General features: G+C 71.7%; 18 protein-coding genes. 14 read left to right on the forward strand and 4 right to left on the reverse strand.

From position 1 onward, the window contains the following. Positions 1-111 precede the first annotated feature (111 nt). The 9 genes from J4709_RS34175 to J4709_RS34215 all read left to right on the forward strand — a co-directional run bounded on the left by J4709_RS34175 (position 112) and on the right by J4709_RS34215 (position 8,232). Positions 112-1,362 carry a ketosynthase chain-length factor gene (locus J4709_RS34175; protein ID WP_307801819.1) on the forward strand — a complete coding sequence of 417 codons (1,251 nt, stop codon included), beginning with the start codon at positions 112-114 and terminating at the stop codon, positions 1,360-1,362. Between the two features lie 35 nt (positions 1,363-1,397). Beyond that, on the forward strand, positions 1,398-1,655 hold the full coding sequence (locus J4709_RS34180) for an acyl carrier protein (protein WP_208247078.1): 258 nt from the start codon (positions 1,398-1,400) through the stop codon (positions 1,653-1,655). Between the two features lie 83 nt (positions 1,656-1,738). Next, on the forward strand, positions 1,739-2,908 hold the full coding sequence (locus tag J4709_RS34185; protein WP_208247080.1) for a glycosyltransferase: 1,170 nt from the start codon (positions 1,739-1,741) through the stop codon (positions 2,906-2,908). Positions 2,909-3,012: 104 nt separating this feature from the next. Continuing rightward, positions 3,013-4,101 (forward strand): glucose-1-phosphate thymidylyltransferase, encoded by a 1,089-nt coding sequence (locus tag J4709_RS34190; protein WP_307801790.1) that lies wholly within the window; start codon positions 3,013-3,015, stop codon positions 4,099-4,101. After that, positions 4,098-5,012, forward strand: coding sequence for an NAD-dependent epimerase/dehydratase family protein (locus tag J4709_RS34195; protein ID WP_208247084.1), 915 nt, complete (start codon positions 4,098-4,100; stop codon positions 5,010-5,012). Before J4709_RS34190 ends, J4709_RS34195 begins: the two co-directional genes overlap by 4 nt. Next, positions 5,009-5,374, forward strand: a complete 366-nt coding sequence (locus tag J4709_RS55050) for a hypothetical protein (protein ID WP_208247086.1) — start codon at positions 5,009-5,011, stop codon at positions 5,372-5,374. Before J4709_RS34195 ends, J4709_RS55050 begins: the two co-directional genes overlap by 4 nt. Beyond that, positions 5,371-5,697 (forward strand): antibiotic biosynthesis monooxygenase family protein, encoded by a 327-nt coding sequence (locus J4709_RS34205; RefSeq protein ID WP_208247088.1) that lies wholly within the window; start codon positions 5,371-5,373, stop codon positions 5,695-5,697. The genes J4709_RS55050 and J4709_RS34205 overlap by 4 nt, the downstream gene beginning before the upstream one ends. A 10-nt stretch (positions 5,698-5,707) precedes the next feature. Continuing rightward, positions 5,708-6,706, forward strand: coding sequence for a dTDP-glucose 4,6-dehydratase (gene rfbB / locus J4709_RS34210; protein WP_208247091.1), 999 nt, complete (start codon positions 5,708-5,710; stop codon positions 6,704-6,706). Between the two features lie 239 nt (positions 6,707-6,945). Further along, positions 6,946-8,232: an NsdA family TPR-like regulatory protein gene (locus J4709_RS34215; RefSeq protein ID WP_208247093.1), complete on the forward strand. Its 1,287-nt coding sequence runs from the start codon at positions 6,946-6,948 to the stop codon at positions 8,230-8,232. A gap of 60 nt (positions 8,233-8,292) precedes the next feature. Here J4709_RS34215 and J4709_RS34220 read toward each other — a convergent pair whose 3' ends face one another. Continuing rightward, a complete protein-coding gene (locus tag J4709_RS34220) occupies positions 8,293-8,727 on the reverse strand; it encodes an ester cyclase (RefSeq protein ID WP_208247094.1) in 435 nt (144 codons plus the stop codon). Between the two features lie 125 nt (positions 8,728-8,852). On the opposite strand from J4709_RS34220, the gene J4709_RS34225 reads away from it, so the two are divergent. Further along, on the forward strand, positions 8,853-9,686 hold the full coding sequence (locus J4709_RS34225) for an NAD(P)H-binding protein (protein ID WP_208247096.1): 834 nt from the start codon (positions 8,853-8,855) through the stop codon (positions 9,684-9,686). 94 nt (positions 9,687-9,780) lie between these two features. Here the strand turns inward: J4709_RS34225 and J4709_RS34230 are convergent, their stop codons facing one another. Together J4709_RS34230 and J4709_RS34235 are read right to left on the reverse strand one after the other, a co-directional pair. Beyond that, a complete protein-coding gene (locus tag J4709_RS34230; protein ID WP_208247098.1) occupies positions 9,781-10,221 on the reverse strand; it encodes an ester cyclase in 441 nt (146 codons plus the stop codon). 56 nt (positions 10,222-10,277) lie between these two features. Then, a complete protein-coding gene (locus tag J4709_RS34235) occupies positions 10,278-11,018 on the reverse strand; it encodes an SDR family NAD(P)-dependent oxidoreductase (RefSeq protein ID WP_307801791.1) in 741 nt (246 codons plus the stop codon). Between the two features lie 206 nt (positions 11,019-11,224). Here J4709_RS34235 and J4709_RS34240 point away from each other — a divergent pair, with 206 nt between their 5' ends. Together J4709_RS34240 and J4709_RS34245 are read left to right on the forward strand one after the other, a co-directional pair. Beyond that, positions 11,225-12,046, forward strand: coding sequence for an SDR family NAD(P)-dependent oxidoreductase (locus tag J4709_RS34240; protein WP_208247100.1), 822 nt, complete (start codon positions 11,225-11,227; stop codon positions 12,044-12,046). Positions 12,047-12,100: 54 nt separating this feature from the next. After that, a complete protein-coding gene (locus tag J4709_RS34245) occupies positions 12,101-13,294 on the forward strand; it encodes an FAD-dependent oxidoreductase (RefSeq protein WP_208247102.1) in 1,194 nt (397 codons plus the stop codon). Positions 13,295-13,356: 62 nt separating this feature from the next. Here the strand turns inward: J4709_RS34245 and J4709_RS34250 are convergent, their stop codons facing one another. Beyond that, positions 13,357-13,827: a SnoaL/DnrD family polyketide biosynthesis methyl ester cyclase gene (locus J4709_RS34250; protein WP_372442184.1), complete on the reverse strand. Its 471-nt coding sequence runs from the start codon at positions 13,825-13,827 to the stop codon at positions 13,357-13,359. Positions 13,828-13,984: 157 nt separating this feature from the next. Here J4709_RS34250 and J4709_RS34255 point away from each other — a divergent pair, with 157 nt between their 5' ends. Together J4709_RS34255 and J4709_RS34260 are read left to right on the forward strand one after the other, a co-directional pair. Continuing rightward, the gene (locus J4709_RS34255; RefSeq protein ID WP_208247106.1) at positions 13,985-14,845 is read left to right on the forward strand and encodes a class I SAM-dependent methyltransferase; all 861 of its coding nucleotides are present in this window, start codon (positions 13,985-13,987) and stop codon (positions 14,843-14,845) included. A gap of 537 nt (positions 14,846-15,382) precedes the next feature. Next, on the forward strand, positions 15,383-17,071 hold the full coding sequence (locus J4709_RS34260) for an MFS transporter (protein ID WP_208247108.1): 1,689 nt from the start codon (positions 15,383-15,385) through the stop codon (positions 17,069-17,071). The last annotated feature ends 215 nt before the right edge of the window (positions 17,072-17,286 follow it).

Raw genomic sequence — 17,286 nt, forward strand, 5'->3', positions numbered from 1 at the left:
GCGCGGTCCGGGGCGGGGGGGGGCGCGGCGGGGGGCGCGGTGAGCGGCGCGGCGGGCGGCGCGGTGAGCGGCGCGGCGGACGGCGCGGTGAGCGGCGCGGCGGACGGCGCGGTGAGCGGCGCGGCGGACGGCGCGACGGTCCGCAGGGCCGTGGTCACGGGCCTCGGCGTCACCGCGCCCAACGGACTCGGGACCGGCGAGTACTGGAAGGCGACGCTGCGCGGCGAGAGCGGCATCGGCCCGCTCACGCGGTTCGACGCGTCCGGGTATCCGTCCAGGCTCGGCGGCGAGGTCTCCGGCTTCGAGGCGGCCGAGCACCTGCGGAGCCGGCTGATGCCGCAGACCGACCATATGACCAGGATGGCATTGGTGGCGGCCGACTGGGCGCTGGCGGACGCCGGGGTCGAGACGGACCGGCTCGAGGAGTACTCGATGGGCGTGGTCACGGCGGCCTCGTCCGGAGGTTTCGAGTTCGGGCAGCGCGAGCTGGAGAAACTCTGGAGCAAGGGCAGTCGCTACGTCAGCTCCTACCAGTCGTTCGCATGGTTCTACGCGGTCAACACCGGTCAGATCTCCATCCGCCACGGCATGCGCGGCCCTAGTGGAGTGCTGGTCACCGACCAGGCCGGGGGCTTGGACGCGGTGGCCCAGGCGCGGCGCCAGGTGCGCGCCGGGGTCGAGCTGGTCGTGTCCGGCGGCGTCGACGCGGGCCTGTGCCCCTGGGGCTGGGCGGCCCAGCTCAGCACCGGCAGGATGAGCACCCGCGACGACCCCGCGTCGGCGTACCTGCCCTTCAGCGCGGCCGCGAACGGATACGTGGCCGGGGAGGGCGGCGCGATCCTCATCGTCGAGGACGAGGCGGCGGCCGCCCGGCGCCGTCCGGACGCGCCCTACGGCGAGATCGCGGGCTACGGCGCGACGTTCGACCCGCGTCCGGGAGCGGGCCGCCCGCCGCGGCTCCGCGAGGCGGTCCGGCTCGCGCTCGCGGACGCCGAGGCCGCTCCGGCGGACGTGGACGTCGTCTTCGCCGACGCCGCGGGACTGCCGGAGCCGGACCGCGCGGAGGCCGACGCGATCCGGGCGGTGTTCGGGGCCCGCGGCGTGCCCGTCACCGCGCCCAAGACCATGACCGGCCGGCTGTACTCCGGCGGCGCCGCGCTGGACCTGGCCGCCGCCCTGCTGGCGCTGCGCGACGGCGTCATCCCTCCGACGGTCAACGTGCCGGAGCCGGCGCCCGGCTACGCCCTCGATCTGGTGACCGAGGTCCGTCCGGCCCGGCTTCGCACCGCCCTCGTGCTCGCGCGCGGGCACGGCGGTTTCAACTCCGCGATGGTCGTGCGGGCCCCGAGCGCCCGCCGGTGAGTCCCCGGTTTTCACAACCGAGAAATGAGGAAGCAGTGGCAGGTCTGACGTTGGACGAGCTGAACCGGATCCTGGTCGAGTGCGCGGGCGAGGCCGGCGGCGCGGCGCCGGCGGGGGATATCCACGACGTCGAGTTCGAGGTCCTCGGCTACGACTCGATCGCCCTGATGGAGACCGCGGCCCGGCTGGAGCGCGACTACGGGATCCGGTTCGAGGACGAGGAGATCGTGGAAGCCGCGACGCCGCGGATTCTGCTGGAACTGGTCAACCGCGAGCTCGCGAAGGTGGCCTGAGCCGTACGGGCGGTCGAGCGGGGCACGGTGGACGCCGTGCCCCGCGGACCCGGCAAACCCTGGAGGACCCCTTGCGGATCTTGATGACGACGACCCCCGGATCGGGGCACTTCTTCCCACTGGTGCCGTTCGCCTGGGCGCTGCGCGCTCGCGGTCACCAGGTGCTGACGGCCACCCCCGAGCAGTCGGTGGCGGAGGTGGGGCGTTCCGGCCTGCCCGCGGTGGCGGTCTCCCCGGCCATCGACGTCCGGGCGGCGATGGCGCCCGGCGGCGGCGCGCACCCGTCCCAGCGGGCCGGGGCCGGGGACGCCTCGGCCGAGCACATGGGCCGCGGCTTCGGCCGGCTGGCCGAGCTGACGGTCGAGGGCACCGCCGCCCTCGCCGAAGGCTGGTCGCCCGACCTGGTGATCTCCGAACCGGCCGAGTACTCCGGCGCGGTCGTCGCGGCCGCGCGCGGCGTTCCGCTGGTCCGGCACGGCTGGGGGATCGCGGTTCCCGCCGCGGTGGACGAGATCGCCGCCGACCAGCTCGCGCCCGCCCTCGCCCGGCTCGGCCTGCCGGCGCCGGCGGCGCCCGAGCTGAGCATCGACATCTGCCCGGCCGCCGTCCAGGTGCCGGACCCCCGTCCGGTGCGGCGGATGCGCTTCATCCCCTACAACGGCTCCGGGTCCGCTCCCGGCTGGGCACTGGAGAGCGCCGGCCGCCGCCGGATCTGCCTGACGGTGGGCAGCGTCGTGCCGCAGATCCACGGCGTGGGGCTGCTGAAGGGGCTGGCCGCCGAGCTGGCGGGCGAGGACACCGAGGTCGTGATCGCCGTCCCGGACCGGTTCGCCGGCGACCTCGGCCCGCTCCCGCCAGGGGTGCGCGCGGCGGGCCGGCTGCCGCTGAGCCTGGTCCTCGGGCGCTGCGACGCGGTCGTCCACCACGGCGGCATCGGCACCGCGCTGACCGCGCTGACCTTCGGCCTGCCGCAGGTGGCGCTGCCGTTCATGGGCGACCAGCACGTCACGGCGGACCGGCTGGCCGCCGCGGGCGTGGCGATCGGGTTGGGGCGGGACGAGCGCGAGCCCGCCGCAGTGGCGGCCGCGGTGCGGCGGGTCCTCGCCGAACCGGGCTACGCCCGCGCCGCCCAGGCCGTCGGCACGGAGATCGCCATCGCGCCCTCCCTGGACGAGGTCGCGCGCGACGTCGAACGGTTCTCCTCGGAGCGGGGTGCGCGGACGCCCGCGCGTTCCGGAAAACGGGTGTGCTGATTCGACGCCCGTGTCATTTCGCAGGCCGTCCTCCGATCTGCGTACGAGGGAAATTCAAGCCGGTTCGCCGAGCATGGGTGCATGACAGGAAACGTGCAAATCACGTGGTCCCGACGCTCGGTGAGGGAGCCGCTTTGAAGGCATTGGTTCTCGCCGGTGGGGTGGGTACCCGGCTGCGCCCGCTCACTCATTCCCGGCCGAAGCAGCTGATACCGGTGGCAGGAAAGTCCGTAATTCATTACGGACTGGAGAGCATCCGGAACGCGGGGATCTCCGACGTCGGCATCGTCGTCGGGGAACGCGGCGACGAATTCAGGGAACGGTTCGGCGACGGCCGCGACCTGGGAATCCGGATCACCTATGTCGACCAGGAACGCCCGGACGGCCTGGCGCACTGCGTGCTGATCGCCCAGGAGTTCCTGGGCGCGGACGACTTCCTGATGTACCTGGGGGACAACATCGTCCTCGAGGGCATCGGCCCTCTCGTCGACGAGTTCGAGGCGAACCGGCCGGACGCGATGCTGCTGCTCGGGAAGGTGGACGACCCGTCGGAGTACGGCGTCGCCGTGGTCGGCGACGCCAGGAACGTCGAGTCGCTGGTGGAGAAACCGGAGACGTTCGTCGGCGACCTCGCCGTGGTCGGGGCCTACGTGTTCTCGCCCGCCATCCACGACGCGGTGCGGGCGATCCGGCCCAGCGGGCGCGGCGAACTGGAGATCACCGAGGCGATCCAGTGGCTGGTGGACACCGGGCGCCGCGTCGTCGGCTACGAATGCCCCGGCTACTGGAAGGACGCGGGCCGCCTCGCCGACCTGCTGGCCTGCAACCGTGCCCTGCTCGACCGGCTGTCCACCGACATCGCCGGCACGGTGGACGCCGACTCCACGATCCACGGCCCGGTCGTCGTGGCGCGCGGCGCCGTCGTCAGCCGCTGCGAACTGGTCGGGCCGGTCCTGGTGGAGAGCGGCGCGGTCGTGCGCGACAGCACGCTCGGCCCGCACACCGCGGTCGGCCCCAACTGCCGGGTCGCCGACGCCGAGATCGCGGACTCCATCCTGCTCGACGAGGCCACCGTGCAGGGTGTCGGCGGGCTGACCGGCTCGATCGTGGGCCAGGCGGCCAGCGTCCGCCGGGGGACGGAGGGGCCGCTGCTGATCCTGGGCGACAGCAGCGAGGTGGTGTTGGGGCCATGAGAACCCGATCGAATGTGGGCCCCGGCCGCCGCGCGGTGATCGGCGCGGGCGGCTTCATCGGCCGTGCGCTCTGCGGCCGGCTGCGGGCCGGGGGCGCGCAGGTCATGCCGGTGACCAGGGACACCCGGTGGCCCATCGGCCCCGACGGGACGCCGCTGCCGGAGCTGCGCGACGTGGAGGTGCTCTACTACCTCGCGACGAGCGTCACCCCAGCTCTCGCCCAGACCCGCCCCGAGCTGGTGGCGGCCGACCGCGAGCGGTTCAACGGCCTGCTGGACGCGCTGGCCACGACGGAGCGGCCACCGGTGGTGGTGCTGAACAGCACCGGCCTGACGGTCTGCGAGTCCGCCGACGCCGTGCCGTGCACGGAGGACGCGTTCGCCGCCCCCAAGTCGGCGTATGCCAAGGCCAAGCTCGCGATGGAGAACGATCTGCTGTCCCGCACCGCCCGGGTGCCCGGAGTCGTCCTGCGGATGTCGAACGTCTACGGCCCCGGGCACGGGCTCCGCCGAGGCTACGGCGTGGTGGCGCACTGGCTGGACGCGGCCGCGAACGGCCGCCCTCTCGACCTGTACGGCGACGCGGACACCGTGCGCGACTACCTCTACATCGACGACGCGGTGGACGCGCTCGCGGGGCTCGGTCCGGCGACCGCGGAGTTGCCCGCCGGCGTGTTCAACATCGCCACCGGTGCCGGGACGTCGCTGGGGCGGCTGCTCAGCGCCATCCGGGACGTGGCCGACCGGGAGCTGACCGTGCGCCTCCGGCCCGGGCGGGGGTTCGACCATCCGGTCGCGCTGCTGGACGTGGCCCGGGCCCGGCGGCTGCTCGGCTGGCGAGCGCGCACACCGCTCTCGGTCGGGCTCGAACGGGCGTGGGCCACGGTGATCCGGACGAAGGAGAAGTCGTGACTGTGGGGGAAGACCTCGCCGCGTGGAGCCGCGGTGAAGGCGGGCTCGTCCCCGCCGTGCCGTGGGTCCGCTGCGATGGGTGCGGGGAGCTGGTCTACGGCAAGGCCTACGCCCGCAACCTCAACGTGTGCCAGATCTGCGGTGGGCACGGCCCGCTCACCGCGCCGCAGTGGATCGCGACCCTCCTGGATCCGAGCACCGTGCGGTATCTGAGGGCGCGCCCGACGGTGGAGGACCCGATCGATTTCACCGGCCTGCTGCCGTTCCGGAGCCGGCTGGAGCGGGACGCCCGCCGCACCACGTCGCTGGTGCATCGGATGATGGCCGCCCGGTCCGGCCGGGCCGGGGAGGAGAATTCATGATCGTCTTTGTGAACCGCTTCGTCGTCCACGGCGACCCGGCGGACTTCGAGCGGGCCTTCGCCGATACCGCCGCGTACTTCACCCGGTGGCCGGGGTACATCGGCAACCGGCTGGTCCGGGCGCTCGACGACGCGGCCTCCTACGCCAACATCGCCGAATGGGAGAGCGCGGACGCCCTGCGCGCCGCGACCCGCGCCGCCGAGTTCGACGAGCACGCTCGACGGCTCCGTGCGCTGGCCCGCAGCGAGCAGACCTTCTACGAGCCGGTGACCGGGCCCGCCGGCCCGACCGGCGGTGAGCCCGCCGCGAACGTGACGCGATGAAGCCGTGGACATGACACGCATGCTGGTGACCGGCGGTGCGGGGTTCATCGGGGCGAACTTCGTTCACCGGACGTTGGCGAAGCGCCCCGAGTATGAGATCCGCGTGCTGGACGCGCTGACCTATGCCGGCAACCTCGACAACCTCAGAGCGGTGGCCGGGGACATCCGCTTCGTCCACGGTGACGTCTGCGACCAGCGGCTCGTCGACGGCCTGGTCGCCGAGTCCGACGTGGTCGTGCACTTCGCCGCCGAGTCGCACGTGGACAACTCGCTGCGCGATCCGGCCCCGTTCGTGCGGAGCAACGTGCAGGGCACCTACGTGCTGCTCGAGGCGGTCCGGCGGCATGACCGGCGGCTTCACCACATCTCCACCGACGAGGTCTTCGGCGATCTGGGGGCCTCGGCGCAGGGCGGGTTCACCGAGCGGAGCCGGTACGACCCGTCGAGCCCCTACTCCGCGACGAAGGCCTCGGCCGACCTGCTGGTGCGGGCATGGGCGCGCTCCTTCGGCGTGGCCGCGACCCTGTCGAACTGCGCCAACAACTACGGGCCGTTCCAGCACGCCGAGAAGTTCATCCCGCGGCAGGTGACCAACGTGCTGCTGGGGGATCGGCCCAAGCTGTACGGATCGGGCCGCAACATCCGCGAATGGACGCACGTGGACGACCACAACGACGCCGTCCATCTCATCCTGGACCGTGGGCGGATCGGCGAGGCGTACCTGATCGGCTCGGGGTGCGAGGTGAGCAACCGCGAGGTGGTCGAATCGGTGCTGGAAGTCCTCGGCAGGCCGGCCTCCTGGTACGAGACCGTGCCGGATCGGCCCGGGCACGACCTGCGCTACGCGACCGACTCCTCGAAACTGCGCAGGGAACTCGGCTGGCGGCCCCGCTACCCGGACCTCCGCGACGGTCTCTCGTCGACCGTGAACTGGTACCGCGAGAACGAGTGGTGGTGGCGGCCCTCGAAGAAGGAGGTCGAAGCCGGCTACCGGCTGATGGGGCGGTGAGCCCGGGGGAGCCGGGCTCCCGCCGGCCGCTCCAGCCCGATCCCGGTCCCGCCCGATCCCGGCTCACCTGTTCCCGCGCGAGGTGATCGAACCGTCACCCAGCGTGCGGAAAGGTGAGGAAATTTGGCAAATAATGATCACCTTTCTGCATAGTGGAGGCGGTACGGTCGAGTTGAGTCTCGTGGGGAGGTTGGGGCAGAGTGAAGAGGGTTGTCAATACTGGCCGAACCATTCCTGTGATGGAAGAAAGATTCTCGTTGTTGGCCGTCTGCCTGGACAGACTTCAATGGTCGCCCGAACGGCTGGCCGGCGAGCTCAACAAGCGCTTCGGAGCGGGGACGATCAGCAGTAAGGCCCCCTATAACTGGTTGAAAGGTGCACGACCGCGCCGGCGCCTTCCCTACCAGGTCGCGGAGGTCCTCACCGAATGCCTGGGGGAGCCCATTTCGGCGGAGGCGCTCTGGCCCCGGCATCCGCATGGGGGAGAGGCGCCGATCCCGGCCGCCTTCGCGTCGGCCTCCCAGGGCGGGCCGCGCGGGCCGGTGACGGTCAAGGCCCTCGTCAACGCCGCCGTGGACTGGCTGGTGGACGACGATCCCGGCCCGCTCGTCCGCGCGGAGGGCCAGCGGGTCCCCGAGGTGATGATCCGAATGCTGTCGGTCCGGGTCCGCCAGCTTCGCGGCATGGAGGACATCGGCAACATCCAGGTCGGGGCGGAGTGGGCGATGCAAGAGTGCAGGCTGGCCCGCATGCTGATCCTGGAGTGCTCCTACGACGAGCAGGTGGGCGCCTATCTGCACCGCATCGTCGCCGAGCTCGGGCGGCTCGGCGGGTGGCTGGCCGCGGAACTGGGGCTGCGTCAGCCCAGCCGGTCCTGCTACATGACCGCGCTGGCCGCGGCGCGTACCGCCCGCGACCGCCCGCTGGCCGCGTACATCATCTCGTGCATGGCGTACCAGACTCTGTGGGAGGGGCGCCAGGAGGAGGGGCTGCGGCTGATCGGCATCGCGCGCAACGGGATCGACGGCGACGGGCGCGGCACCGTCCAGGCGCTCCTCGCCGCCAGGGAGGCGCGGATCCGCGCGGCCCTCGGGGACGTGGCGGGATGCGACCGGGCCCTCGACGAGGCCGAGCCGCCGGGGGCGAGCGCCGACCGGCGGGCCGTCCCGCCCTGGGTCCGCTGGGTGACGCCGGCGGTGATCGTGGGTGACGCCGGCCGGTCCTGGCTGGATCTGAACCGCTTCCAGAAAGCCGAGCAGTGCCTGGAGCGGAGCATCGCGCTGCTCGGGGAGAGCCGGCCCCGTGACCGCATGCTGCACCTGGCGTCGCTCGCCGCGGCGCGGCTCGGGCGCCGGGAGGCCGAGGGCGCCGCCGAGGCCGCCGAGCGGGCGCTGGTGCTCGCCGAGACGATGACCTCCCACCGCGCGCACATCAGGTTCGCGGCGCTGCGCCGACGGTTCCTCCAGATCGATGGCGCCGCCGCGCGCGAGGCCGCGGAGCGCATCGCCGAGTACTCGAGGTCCTGATCCCGAAAGCGCGCTCCGGGCTTTCGGGACCAGGGCCTGCGGGTGCGGGGAGAGGGGCCGCTACTCGGCCGTCCCCCAGCCGCGGACGTCCGACTCGACCATGTCGAGCTCGCGCAGCATGGGCATGTAGTTGATCACGTCCCAGTGCTCCACGACCCGGCCGTCGGAGAACCGGAACTCCTCGGCGGTGAGCCATGTCACCCGTCGGCCGGTCGGCGGGATGTTCATGAAGGGCCCGGAGTGCGTGGCCGACACGCTGATGCGCACGCTGACCCGGTCCCCCTCGGCGACCATGCTCTCGATCCGGAGCCGCACATCGGGAAACGCCTTGAGCCCGGAATGCATGCGCTCGATCATCTCCTCGTTGGGGACCAGCGCGCCCTCCGAGTGGTGGACGATGTCCGGCGCCCAATGCACGATGACGCCCTCGAGTTCCCCGCGGTTCCACGCGTCGACCATCTTCTGGCAGCGATCCTTGTTCTCGGCCGGTGACATAGTCGTTCGCACTCCTTCGGTGGTCGGTCATTCCACATTCTTCCGACCGCGGCTTGAGAACTCGTCAAGGGCGGGTCGCGATAATCGCGACCAGAATGCGGTCCGCGAGAGGAGACGCAGACGTCATGGAATTCTTGGTGACCGGTGCCTCGGGGCATGTCGGCAGGAATGTGGTGAAGCTGTTGGCGGAGGCCGGATGCGCCGTGCGGGCGATGTCCCGGACGCCCGGAAGGCTCGTGGCGCCGGAGGGCGTCCGCGTCGTGCCCGGCGATCTGGAGCGGCCCGCGAGCCTCACCGCGGCGCTGAGCGGGGTCGAGCGGATGTACCTGTTCCCGGTTCCCGGCACCGTGACCGAGGTCGTCGAACGGGCGGCGCGCGCCGGCGTCCGGCGGATCGTGGTGCTGTCCTCCAGCTCGGTGCACGACGAGACGACCCACAGCGGTTCGCACCACCGCGCCGTGGAGCACGCGGTCGAGCGGAGCGGGGTCGAGTGGACCTTCGTGCGTCCGGACGAGTTCGCCACCAACCTGGTGTGGAAGTGGGGCGAGTCGATCCGCACCGAGCGGACCGTGCGGGCGCCCTATCCGGAGTCACGCCGCGCCCTGATCCACGAGGCGGACGTCGCCGCCGTCGCCGCGGCGGCCCTGACGGAGGACGGCCATGCCGGGGCATGCTACGAACTGACCGGCCCCGAACTACTGGACCAGCGGGAGCAGGCCGCCCGGATCGGCGAGGCCATCGGCGCCGACATCCGATTCGAGGAGGTCGCTCCGGAGGAGGCGCGGAGGGAACTGGTGCGGTTCATGCCGGAGGTCGTGGTGGACATGGTCCTCGGCTACCTGGCCGACGCGAGCGAGACGCCCGCCCCGGTGCTGCCCACCGTCGAGAAGGTCACCGGACGTCCCGGCACGCCGTTCGAGCGGTGGGCGCGTGACCACGCGGCGGAGTTCGCCGGATGACGGCGGCCCCGGGCCGTCCCCGCCGGGACGGCGGGGACGGCCCGGAGCCGTGGCCATGAGCGCGGCGCCGGTGGGCGCGATGGTCGGGGACGGGTCAGCGATGCCACGTTCTCGCCGGCCACGGCTCATCGAGCTGGCGATAGGTGCCGAGGTAGTCGGGCCAGTCGCGGTGGTCGCGGATCTTCCCGTCCGCGATCCGGACGAGGTGGATCTGCTCTCCCGAGAAACGCCGCCCGGTCGGCGCCATTCCCACGAGGTCGCCGACGTGGCGGCCGTAGAGCGTGAGATAGGCGCGCACCCAGTCGCCGTTCTCCTCGTAGCGGATCTCCTCCAGGTGCGCCTCCTCGGAGAAGGTCACGCGGAGCCACTTGACCGCCATGGCGAAGACCGCTGGGCCGCGCCACTCCTTGTCGGCCATGTGCTCCAGGGCGGCCGGGTTCAAGTATTCGGGATGGATGTACTCGTCCACGTCACCGGTGTCACCGGTGTTGTAGGCGCGGACCATCCTGCGGACGGCGTCGATGTTGTCGCTCACGGGATTCCTTTCACGAGTCGGGGCGGGCGTTCGCTCCGCGCGGGACACCGCCGGCGTCAGGTGAGGGACAGCGCGCCGTCGACCGGCAGCAGCGCGCCGTTGAGATAGCCGCTGGGGGCAGCCGTCACCGTGACGATCCACCACGCGATGTCCTCGGGAGTGCCGACCCGGCCGGAGGGGATCTGCGCGCTGATCCGCTTCAGGAACGCGTCGTACTCGGCCTCGGGCATCCCCGCCCGCAGCGCGACGCCGGTGTCGACGACGCCCGGCGCGACGGCGACGACCCGGATGCCGCGCGACGCCAGCTCGACGGACCAGTTGCGGGTGAGCGCGTCGAGGGCGACCTTGGTCGCGCAGTACACCGCGTTGCCGGGCATGGTGCGCAGGCCGACCGAGCCGGACGAACTGAGGTTGACCACGACGCCCTTCGTGTCCGTCAGCGCGTCCAGGGCCCGCTGGGTGAGGAAGACCGGCGCGACGAGGTTCGTGGCGATCTGCGCCTCCACCGCCTCGCGCTCCAGGGAGGGCAGGTCCGCGTACCGTGCGATCCCCGCGTTGTTGACCAGGACGTCGATCCGGCCGAGTTCGCGCAGCGCGGTCTCGACGACGGCGGCGGCCGCCCCGGGTGTGGTGATGTCGAGGGGAAGGACGTGGATGTGGTCCCGTCCCCGGGCGGTCTCGGCGAGAGCCTCGGCCGACCGGCCGACGATCAGCACCGCCTCACCCGCGTCGGCGAACGCGTGCGCCGTGGCGCGGCCGATGCCCGAGCCGCCGCCCGTGATGACGATTCCCCGCACGGATGCCCTCCCATGGTGAATCCCGCCGGAACGCACCGGCCCGGCCGTCGGTATTCGCGGGTGCAGCATCCACGCGGTTCCTTGAGAACGACTCGAGGTGGGCTCGGCCCTTCACGTTGGCCGGGTCAGGCCGTGCGGCCATGAAAGCGGCGACGTTTCCACTTTTACTCGAGCCCGTCGCGAGGCCGCGCTGCGACCGTGCGGGCATGACGACCAACAATGCGGCCGGCAGCGCCATCGAAGACGCAGCGGACAGGGAACGGACGGCCATTGTCACCGGCGCGAGCAACGGGATCGGGCGCGCCATCGCCGCCACGCTGGCCTCGGAGGGCGTCCGGGTCCACATCTGTGCCCGGGACGCCGAGACCATCGACAAGACGGTCGCGGAACTGCGGGCGGAGGGCCTGGAGGTCCGCGGCGGGGCCTGCGACGTCACCGACCCCGACCAGGTCAGCGCGTTCGTGGCGGCGTGCGTCGAGCGGGACGGCCCGGTGGACGTCCTGGTGAACAACGCGGGCCGGCCCGGCGGCGGCATCACCGCGCAGATCGACAAGGAGCTGTGGTACTCCACCATCGACACCAACCTCAACGCCGTGTTCCTGATGACCAAGGCGGTCCTGAACGAGGGCCGGATGCGGGAGCGCCCCTCGGGCAGGCTCATCAACATCGCCTCGGTCTGGGGCAAGCAGGGCGTGCCGGCCGGCGCGCCGTACGCCGCCGCCAAGCACGGCGTCGTCGGCTTCACCCGGTCCCTGGCGCTGGAGCTGGCGACCTCGGGGATCACCGTCAACGCGGTGTGCCCCGGCTACGTGGAAACGCCGATGTCGGTCAACGTGCGCGACTGCCAGGCCGGTATCTGGAAGGTGAGCAAGGAGGAGGCGCTCGCCCGGGTGGCGTCCGAGATCCCGATCGGCAGGTACAGCCAACCGGCGGAGGTCGCCTGGATGGTGTCGTACCTCGCCTCCGCCAGGTCGGCCTCGGTCACCGGCCAGGCGCTCAACGTGTGCGGCGGCTTCGGTGTCTACTGACGGCCGGTCCGCCGCCGGCCGCGTCCCCGTGCGCCCCCGGAGAGGGGGAGCACCTTGACGGACGTAGCGATCATCGGGGCCGGCACGGGTGGGCTCTGCCTGGCCCAGGGCCTTCGCGCCACCGGGATGCGGGTGACCGTCTTCGAACGGCACCGCTCCCCGGCCGACGCGCTGCACGGGTACCGCGTCCGCATCGACCCGATGGGCGCCCGGGCGCTGCGCGCCCTCCCGCCGGAGGTGTGGGAGGGGTTCGGCTCCCGGGCCGGCCGCATCGGCCACGAGTTCGGGTTCCTCACCGAGGGGCTCCGCGAGCTGGCCGTCCTCGACGGCGGCCCGTCCGCGGAGCCGCACTACTCGGCGGAGCGCAGCATGCTGCGCGAGGTCCTGCTGACCGGGCTGAGGGACACGGTGCGGTTCGACGCGTGCTTCGAACGGTACGAACGGCGGCCCAGCGGCGGGATCGTCTGCCACTTCGCCGACGGGAGCGAGGTGGTCACGGACCTCCTGGTCGGAGCGGACGGGGCCAACTCCCGGGTCCGCGCCCAGTACCTGCCGCACGCCCGGCGCACGGACGTCGGCATGGTCTCGGTCGTCGGCCGCTTGGAGCTGGAGGCCGCCCGGCGTGTGCTGCCGGACCGCCTGCGGATACGGCCGAACTCGGTGGTAGCACCGGGCGGCTGCGGGATGTTCGTCGCCCCGCACGAGCCCGGCGACGACGCCGGATACGTCATGTGGGCGTACGGCGCGGGGGAGCGCCGCTACCCGCCCGACCTTGCCGGGTTGGACGGTGCGGAGCTCCGTGACCTGGTGACCGGCCTGACCCGGTCCTGGCATCCGGCGCTGCGGGAGATGGTGCGCGAGACCGACCCGACGACCGTCGCCGCCGTGCCGATCCGCACGTCCATCCCGCCCGCGCCGTGGCCGACGACGAACGTGACCCTGCTCGGCGACGCGATCCACAGCATGACCCCGCTGCGGGGCGTCGGAGCCAACATGGCGCTCAACGACGCGGCGATCCTCGCGCGGGAGCTCACCGGCCTCGCTCCGGGGGAGAGGCCGTGGGCCGCGGTCCGCCGATATGAGGAGCGGATGCGTGCGGAGGGGTTCCGCGCGGTCTCCGAGTCGTTGCGGGCCGCCCGGATGTTCTCCTCGGAGAGCCGGGTCCGGCGTGTGGCGTTCAAGACGGCGCTGCGCGTCCTCCCCGCGGTGCCGCCGCTGCGGCGTCTCCTGTTCGCGAAACTCGGATGAGGAGAAGGGCGGCGGGCGCGGTGTGAGACCGCGCCCGCCGCCCTCGGCGGCCCGCCGGCCGGTCAGCCGGAGGCCGGGCCGGGCAGCTCGGGCAGGCCCAGCTGCCGCAGGCAGCCCAGGTCGTCACGCCATTCGCGGTGCATGCGGACCTTTCCGTCGACCACCTGGCAGAGATGGAGTTGCTCCGCCGCGAACCGGCGGCCGGTCGGCGGCAGGCCGACGAGGTTCCCCGTGTGCCGGCCGCTCATCAGCAGGTAGGCGGTGACGAAGCCGCCGCCCTCCTGGTAGTCGATCTCCTCCAGATGCAACTCGGAGAACACGTCGCGCAGCCATTCAACCGATTCAACGAATGCGTCGGGGCCGCGCTTGTCGCAGCGCTCCAGCGTGGCCGGGTTCATGTATTCCGGGTGAATGTATTCGTCCACGTCCTGCGTCTTCCCACTGGTGAACGCCTGGATCATCCGGCGCACCGGGCCGATTGGATCCCCCATCTCTCCGCCTCTCTGTCGACCTGTGAAACAGTGCCCATTCATGCGCCATGATGACGGCTCCGGGGATCGCGAACAAGGATTATCATGCTCAATTGAGTGCAATTCAAGGCTACTTGCGTGAAAGTGTCGACAGCGGCTCATGCGTTTCTCTAGCGGGGCCCTGTAGGCATGGGGTGGAGCGAACCCGTGGGAGGCGCAGATGGATTCGACCGCTTACAAGTCCGGGGTGACCGATGCGTTCACCCGGGCCGCTGGTTCCTACGACCGCGGCGGGGTGGGGTTCTTCACTCCGATGGGGCGTGAGCTGGTCCGGCTGGCCGCGCCGCGACCGGGTGAGAGAGTGCTCGATGTCGGCTGCGGACGCGGCGCCGCGCTGTTCCCGGCGGCCGAGGCGGTCGGCCCCGGGGGGAGGGCCGTGGGCATCGACATCGCCGCGACCATGATCGAGGCGGCCCGGGAGGAGGTGCGGCGGATCGGCGCCGGGAACGTCGAGCTGCTGGTGATGGACGCGGAACGGCCGCACTTCCCGAACGCCTCGTTCGACCTGGTGCTCGGCGGCTACAGCATCCTGTTCCTGCCCGAGGCCCCCGCCGCGCTCGCCCGGTACCCGCGGATCATGGCGCCCGGCGGACGGCTGGCGTTCACCTGCCCGCTGTTCGTCCCCGGCTCCTTCCCCTTCCTGCCCCCTGTGTTCACCCCGATGTTCCCCCCGTCGGTGTTCGCCGCGCTTCCGCCGGACTGGCAGCCGGACGAGCTGCGCCGCCGCTACAACGGCTGGCTCTCCGACGTCGCCGAGCTCGAGGCGGTCCTTGAGGCGGCCGGTTTCACAGGGGTGGAGGTGCGCGACCAGACGGTCCCCATGACCGCCGAGTCGCCGTCCGCCTGGGTCGAGTGGTCGCACACCCAGGGGATGCGGCTGCTGTGGGACCGGCTGCCCGTTCCGGTCGCCGGCGAGCTGCGCCGTTCGCTGGTCGCCGGGCTGACCGAACTGGCCGCCGAAGACGGTTCTCTGGTGATCGACACCCCGGTGCGTTTCGTCACCGCCGAGATCATTTCCTGACGCGGCCAACGCACTTCACGGCCGGTTCGGATGTGCCGCCGCGGAGCCATCTCGGCGTCGTCTCCCGGCAAGCCGGACAAATGGTTGTGATGAGAACAGGACCCTGCTGCAAGGCCGCTCTGTGTTAGAGTGACCACGACTTCTCACCGTCGGGCTTCGCCTCGCCAATCAGCTTCTCCGGGTCCGGATGACACGGGGAAGGTGGGAGTCGTCCACCACGTCCTGGAAAGGTGTCCTTCGATGGTGGTGGCGGTTCGGCGAGAAGGCCTGTCGTATGCACCCGGGGCGGCGCGCCCCGATCTCTCCCCGCGGGCGGATGGCCCGCGAGACGGCAATTCGGGTGGTAACGCACCCATGGCCTGGGCATTCGCCGGACGCTGAAACCATCGGGCACCGCGGCGCGCCCGATGGCGCCGCCGCCGGGCGGATCCATGTCTCCGCGACCGGTCCCAGGGCTCCCCGCGTATCCGCACGCCGATGCGGAAGCCCGGACCCTGCCCGAATCACGCCGGTCGCAGATTCGGAGAGGTCATCGAAGTGTCAGAATCCACCTCCACCAAGCGGCCCACCGGACCGCCACCGGGATCGCCGGGCTCCGGGCCGGGGTCGAAGCGGCCCTGGATCGTGCTGTGCATCATGTGCATCGGGTTCTTCATGTCGCTGCTCGACGGCGCCATCGTCAACATCGCGATCCCGACTCTCATCCACAGCCTGAACGCCTCCTACGACCAGGTGCTGTGGGTCATCGACGCCTACATGCTCGTCTTCTCGGTGCTGCTGATCACCACCGGCCGGCTGGGCGACATCGTCGGCTACCGGCGCATGTACGTGATCGGCATCGTCACGTTCACGGTGGCCTCGGCGCTGTGCGGGTTCGCCGGCTCGCCGGGCGCACTGCTCGCCGCCCGGGTGCTCCAAGGGCTCGGCTCGGCGCTGCTGTTCCCGCAGGTCATCTCGGTCATCCTGACGACCTTCCCGCCGCGGATGCGCGGCCGCGCCTTCGGCGTGTTCGGGATCATCGTCGGCTTCGCCCCGATCCTCGGCCCCGTCGGCGGGGGGCTGCTGCTGGCCCATCTGAGCTGGCGCTGGATCTTCTTCATCAACGTCCCGATCGGCATCGTCACCGCGATCCTCGCGCTGACGATCGTCCCGGCGGCGCGCACCGAGCAGCGGCACAAGCTCGACCCGGCCGGGGTCGCCCTGGCCACCCTCGGCCTCGCCGGCATCGTGTTCGGCCTCATCGAGGGGCAGCGCTACGACTGGGGCACCATCACGGGCCCGATCAGCATCGGCGCCGTCATCGCCGTGGGGGTCGTGCTGCTGATCGCGTTCGTGCTCTGGCAGGCGTGGCAGCAGAAGCGCCAGGGAGAGCCGCTGATGCCGCTCGTCCTGTTCAACGTCCGCAACTTCTCCGTCGGCAACGTCGTCGGATTCGTCTTCCAGCTCGGCATGATCGGCATCGCCTTCGTGCTGGTGCTCTACCTTCAGTTCGCCCGCGGGTACAGCGCACTGGAGACGGGTCTGGCGCTGCTGCCGATGGCCGTCCTCACGGCCTTCGGGTCGGCGCTGTCGGGCAAGCTGTCGGACAAGTTCGGCGGCAAGTACATCCTCATGGCGGGCCTGGGGCTGCTGGCCGTCGGCCTGTTCCTGCTCGTCGCCCTCGTCGGTCCGCACACGAGCATCTGGACGCTGATGCCCGCGCTGCTGGTGATGGGGGCCGCCAGCGGCGCCACCTTCACCCCGCTCCAGCAGGCCACCATGGACGGCGTCGACCGCGGGCTGGCCGGCGCAGCGTCCGGTGTCTCGAGCACCACGCGGCAGATCGGCGGGGTGCTCGGCACCGCGGTGATCGGCGCCCTGCTGACCAGCCGGCTCTCCACCACCCTTCATCAGGAGGCGGAGCGGCGGGCCGGGCGGCTGCCTGAGCAGCTGCGGGACAGGTTCGTCAATGACGTGACCCAGGGCGCCGGGCACTACGCGCCCGCCGCGGTCCCCGGCAACCTCGATGCCGCCACCGGCGCGCTCTACAAGCACCTCACCAGCGAGACCTTCGCCGGCGGGTTCTCCAGCGCCATGAACACGACCCTCGTCGTCGCCGCCGTGACGCTCGTGCTCTCCGCCCTCGGCTGCCTGCTGTTCACCAGGCCGCAGAAGGAGGAGAAGGGCGAGGAGACCGCGCCGAGGCCGCGCGGCCTCGGCGAGCAGTCGGAACCCGGCCGGGGGTAGCGACCGGGGAACGATGGCGGCGGGCATGCCGGCGGGCATGCCCGCCGCCGTTTCCGGTCACTCGGCGGAAAAGCACGAGATTCCCTTGAGGTGCGGTCGAATCGCACTCGCAATACGTCCGAATTCTGCGGCGGCCCTTGCGATTCCGTGCGGGCTCTTGTCATGATAATTGCATTCGACTGCCGGTCGGCATTAATTGTCGAACCGCAGGAAAG

It is taken from the genome of Actinomadura violacea, assembly GCF_017573465.1.
In the GTDB taxonomy this organism is placed as follows: domain Bacteria; phylum Actinomycetota; class Actinomycetes; order Streptosporangiales; family Streptosporangiaceae; genus Spirillospora; species Spirillospora violacea.

Coding starts and splice junctions, on each gene's coding strand:
- J4709_RS34185 (WP_208247080.1), top strand. CDS start 1,739: ATGACGACGACCCCCGGATCGGGGCACTTCTTCCCACTGGTGCCGTTC.
- J4709_RS34195 (WP_208247084.1), top strand. CDS start 4,098: ATGAGAACCCGATCGAATGTGGGCCCCGGCCGCCGCGCGGTGATCGGC.
- J4709_RS34205 (WP_208247088.1), top strand. CDS start 5,371: ATGATCGTCTTTGTGAACCGCTTCGTCGTCCACGGCGACCCGGCGGAC.
- rfbB (WP_208247091.1), top strand. CDS start 5,708: ATGACACGCATGCTGGTGACCGGCGGTGCGGGGTTCATCGGGGCGAAC.
- J4709_RS34215 (WP_208247093.1), top strand. CDS start 6,946: ATGGAAGAAAGATTCTCGTTGTTGGCCGTCTGCCTGGACAGACTTCAA.
- J4709_RS34220 (WP_208247094.1), bottom strand. CDS start 8,727: ATGTCACCGGCCGAGAACAAGGATCGCTGCCAGAAGATGGTCGACGCG.
- J4709_RS34225 (WP_208247096.1), top strand. CDS start 8,853: ATGGAATTCTTGGTGACCGGTGCCTCGGGGCATGTCGGCAGGAATGTG.
- J4709_RS34240 (WP_208247100.1), top strand. CDS start 11,225: ATGACGACCAACAATGCGGCCGGCAGCGCCATCGAAGACGCAGCGGAC.
- J4709_RS34250 (WP_372442184.1), bottom strand. CDS start 13,827: ATGAATGGGCACTGTTTCACAGGTCGACAGAGAGGCGGAGAGATGGGG.
- J4709_RS34255 (WP_208247106.1), top strand. CDS start 13,985: ATGGATTCGACCGCTTACAAGTCCGGGGTGACCGATGCGTTCACCCGG.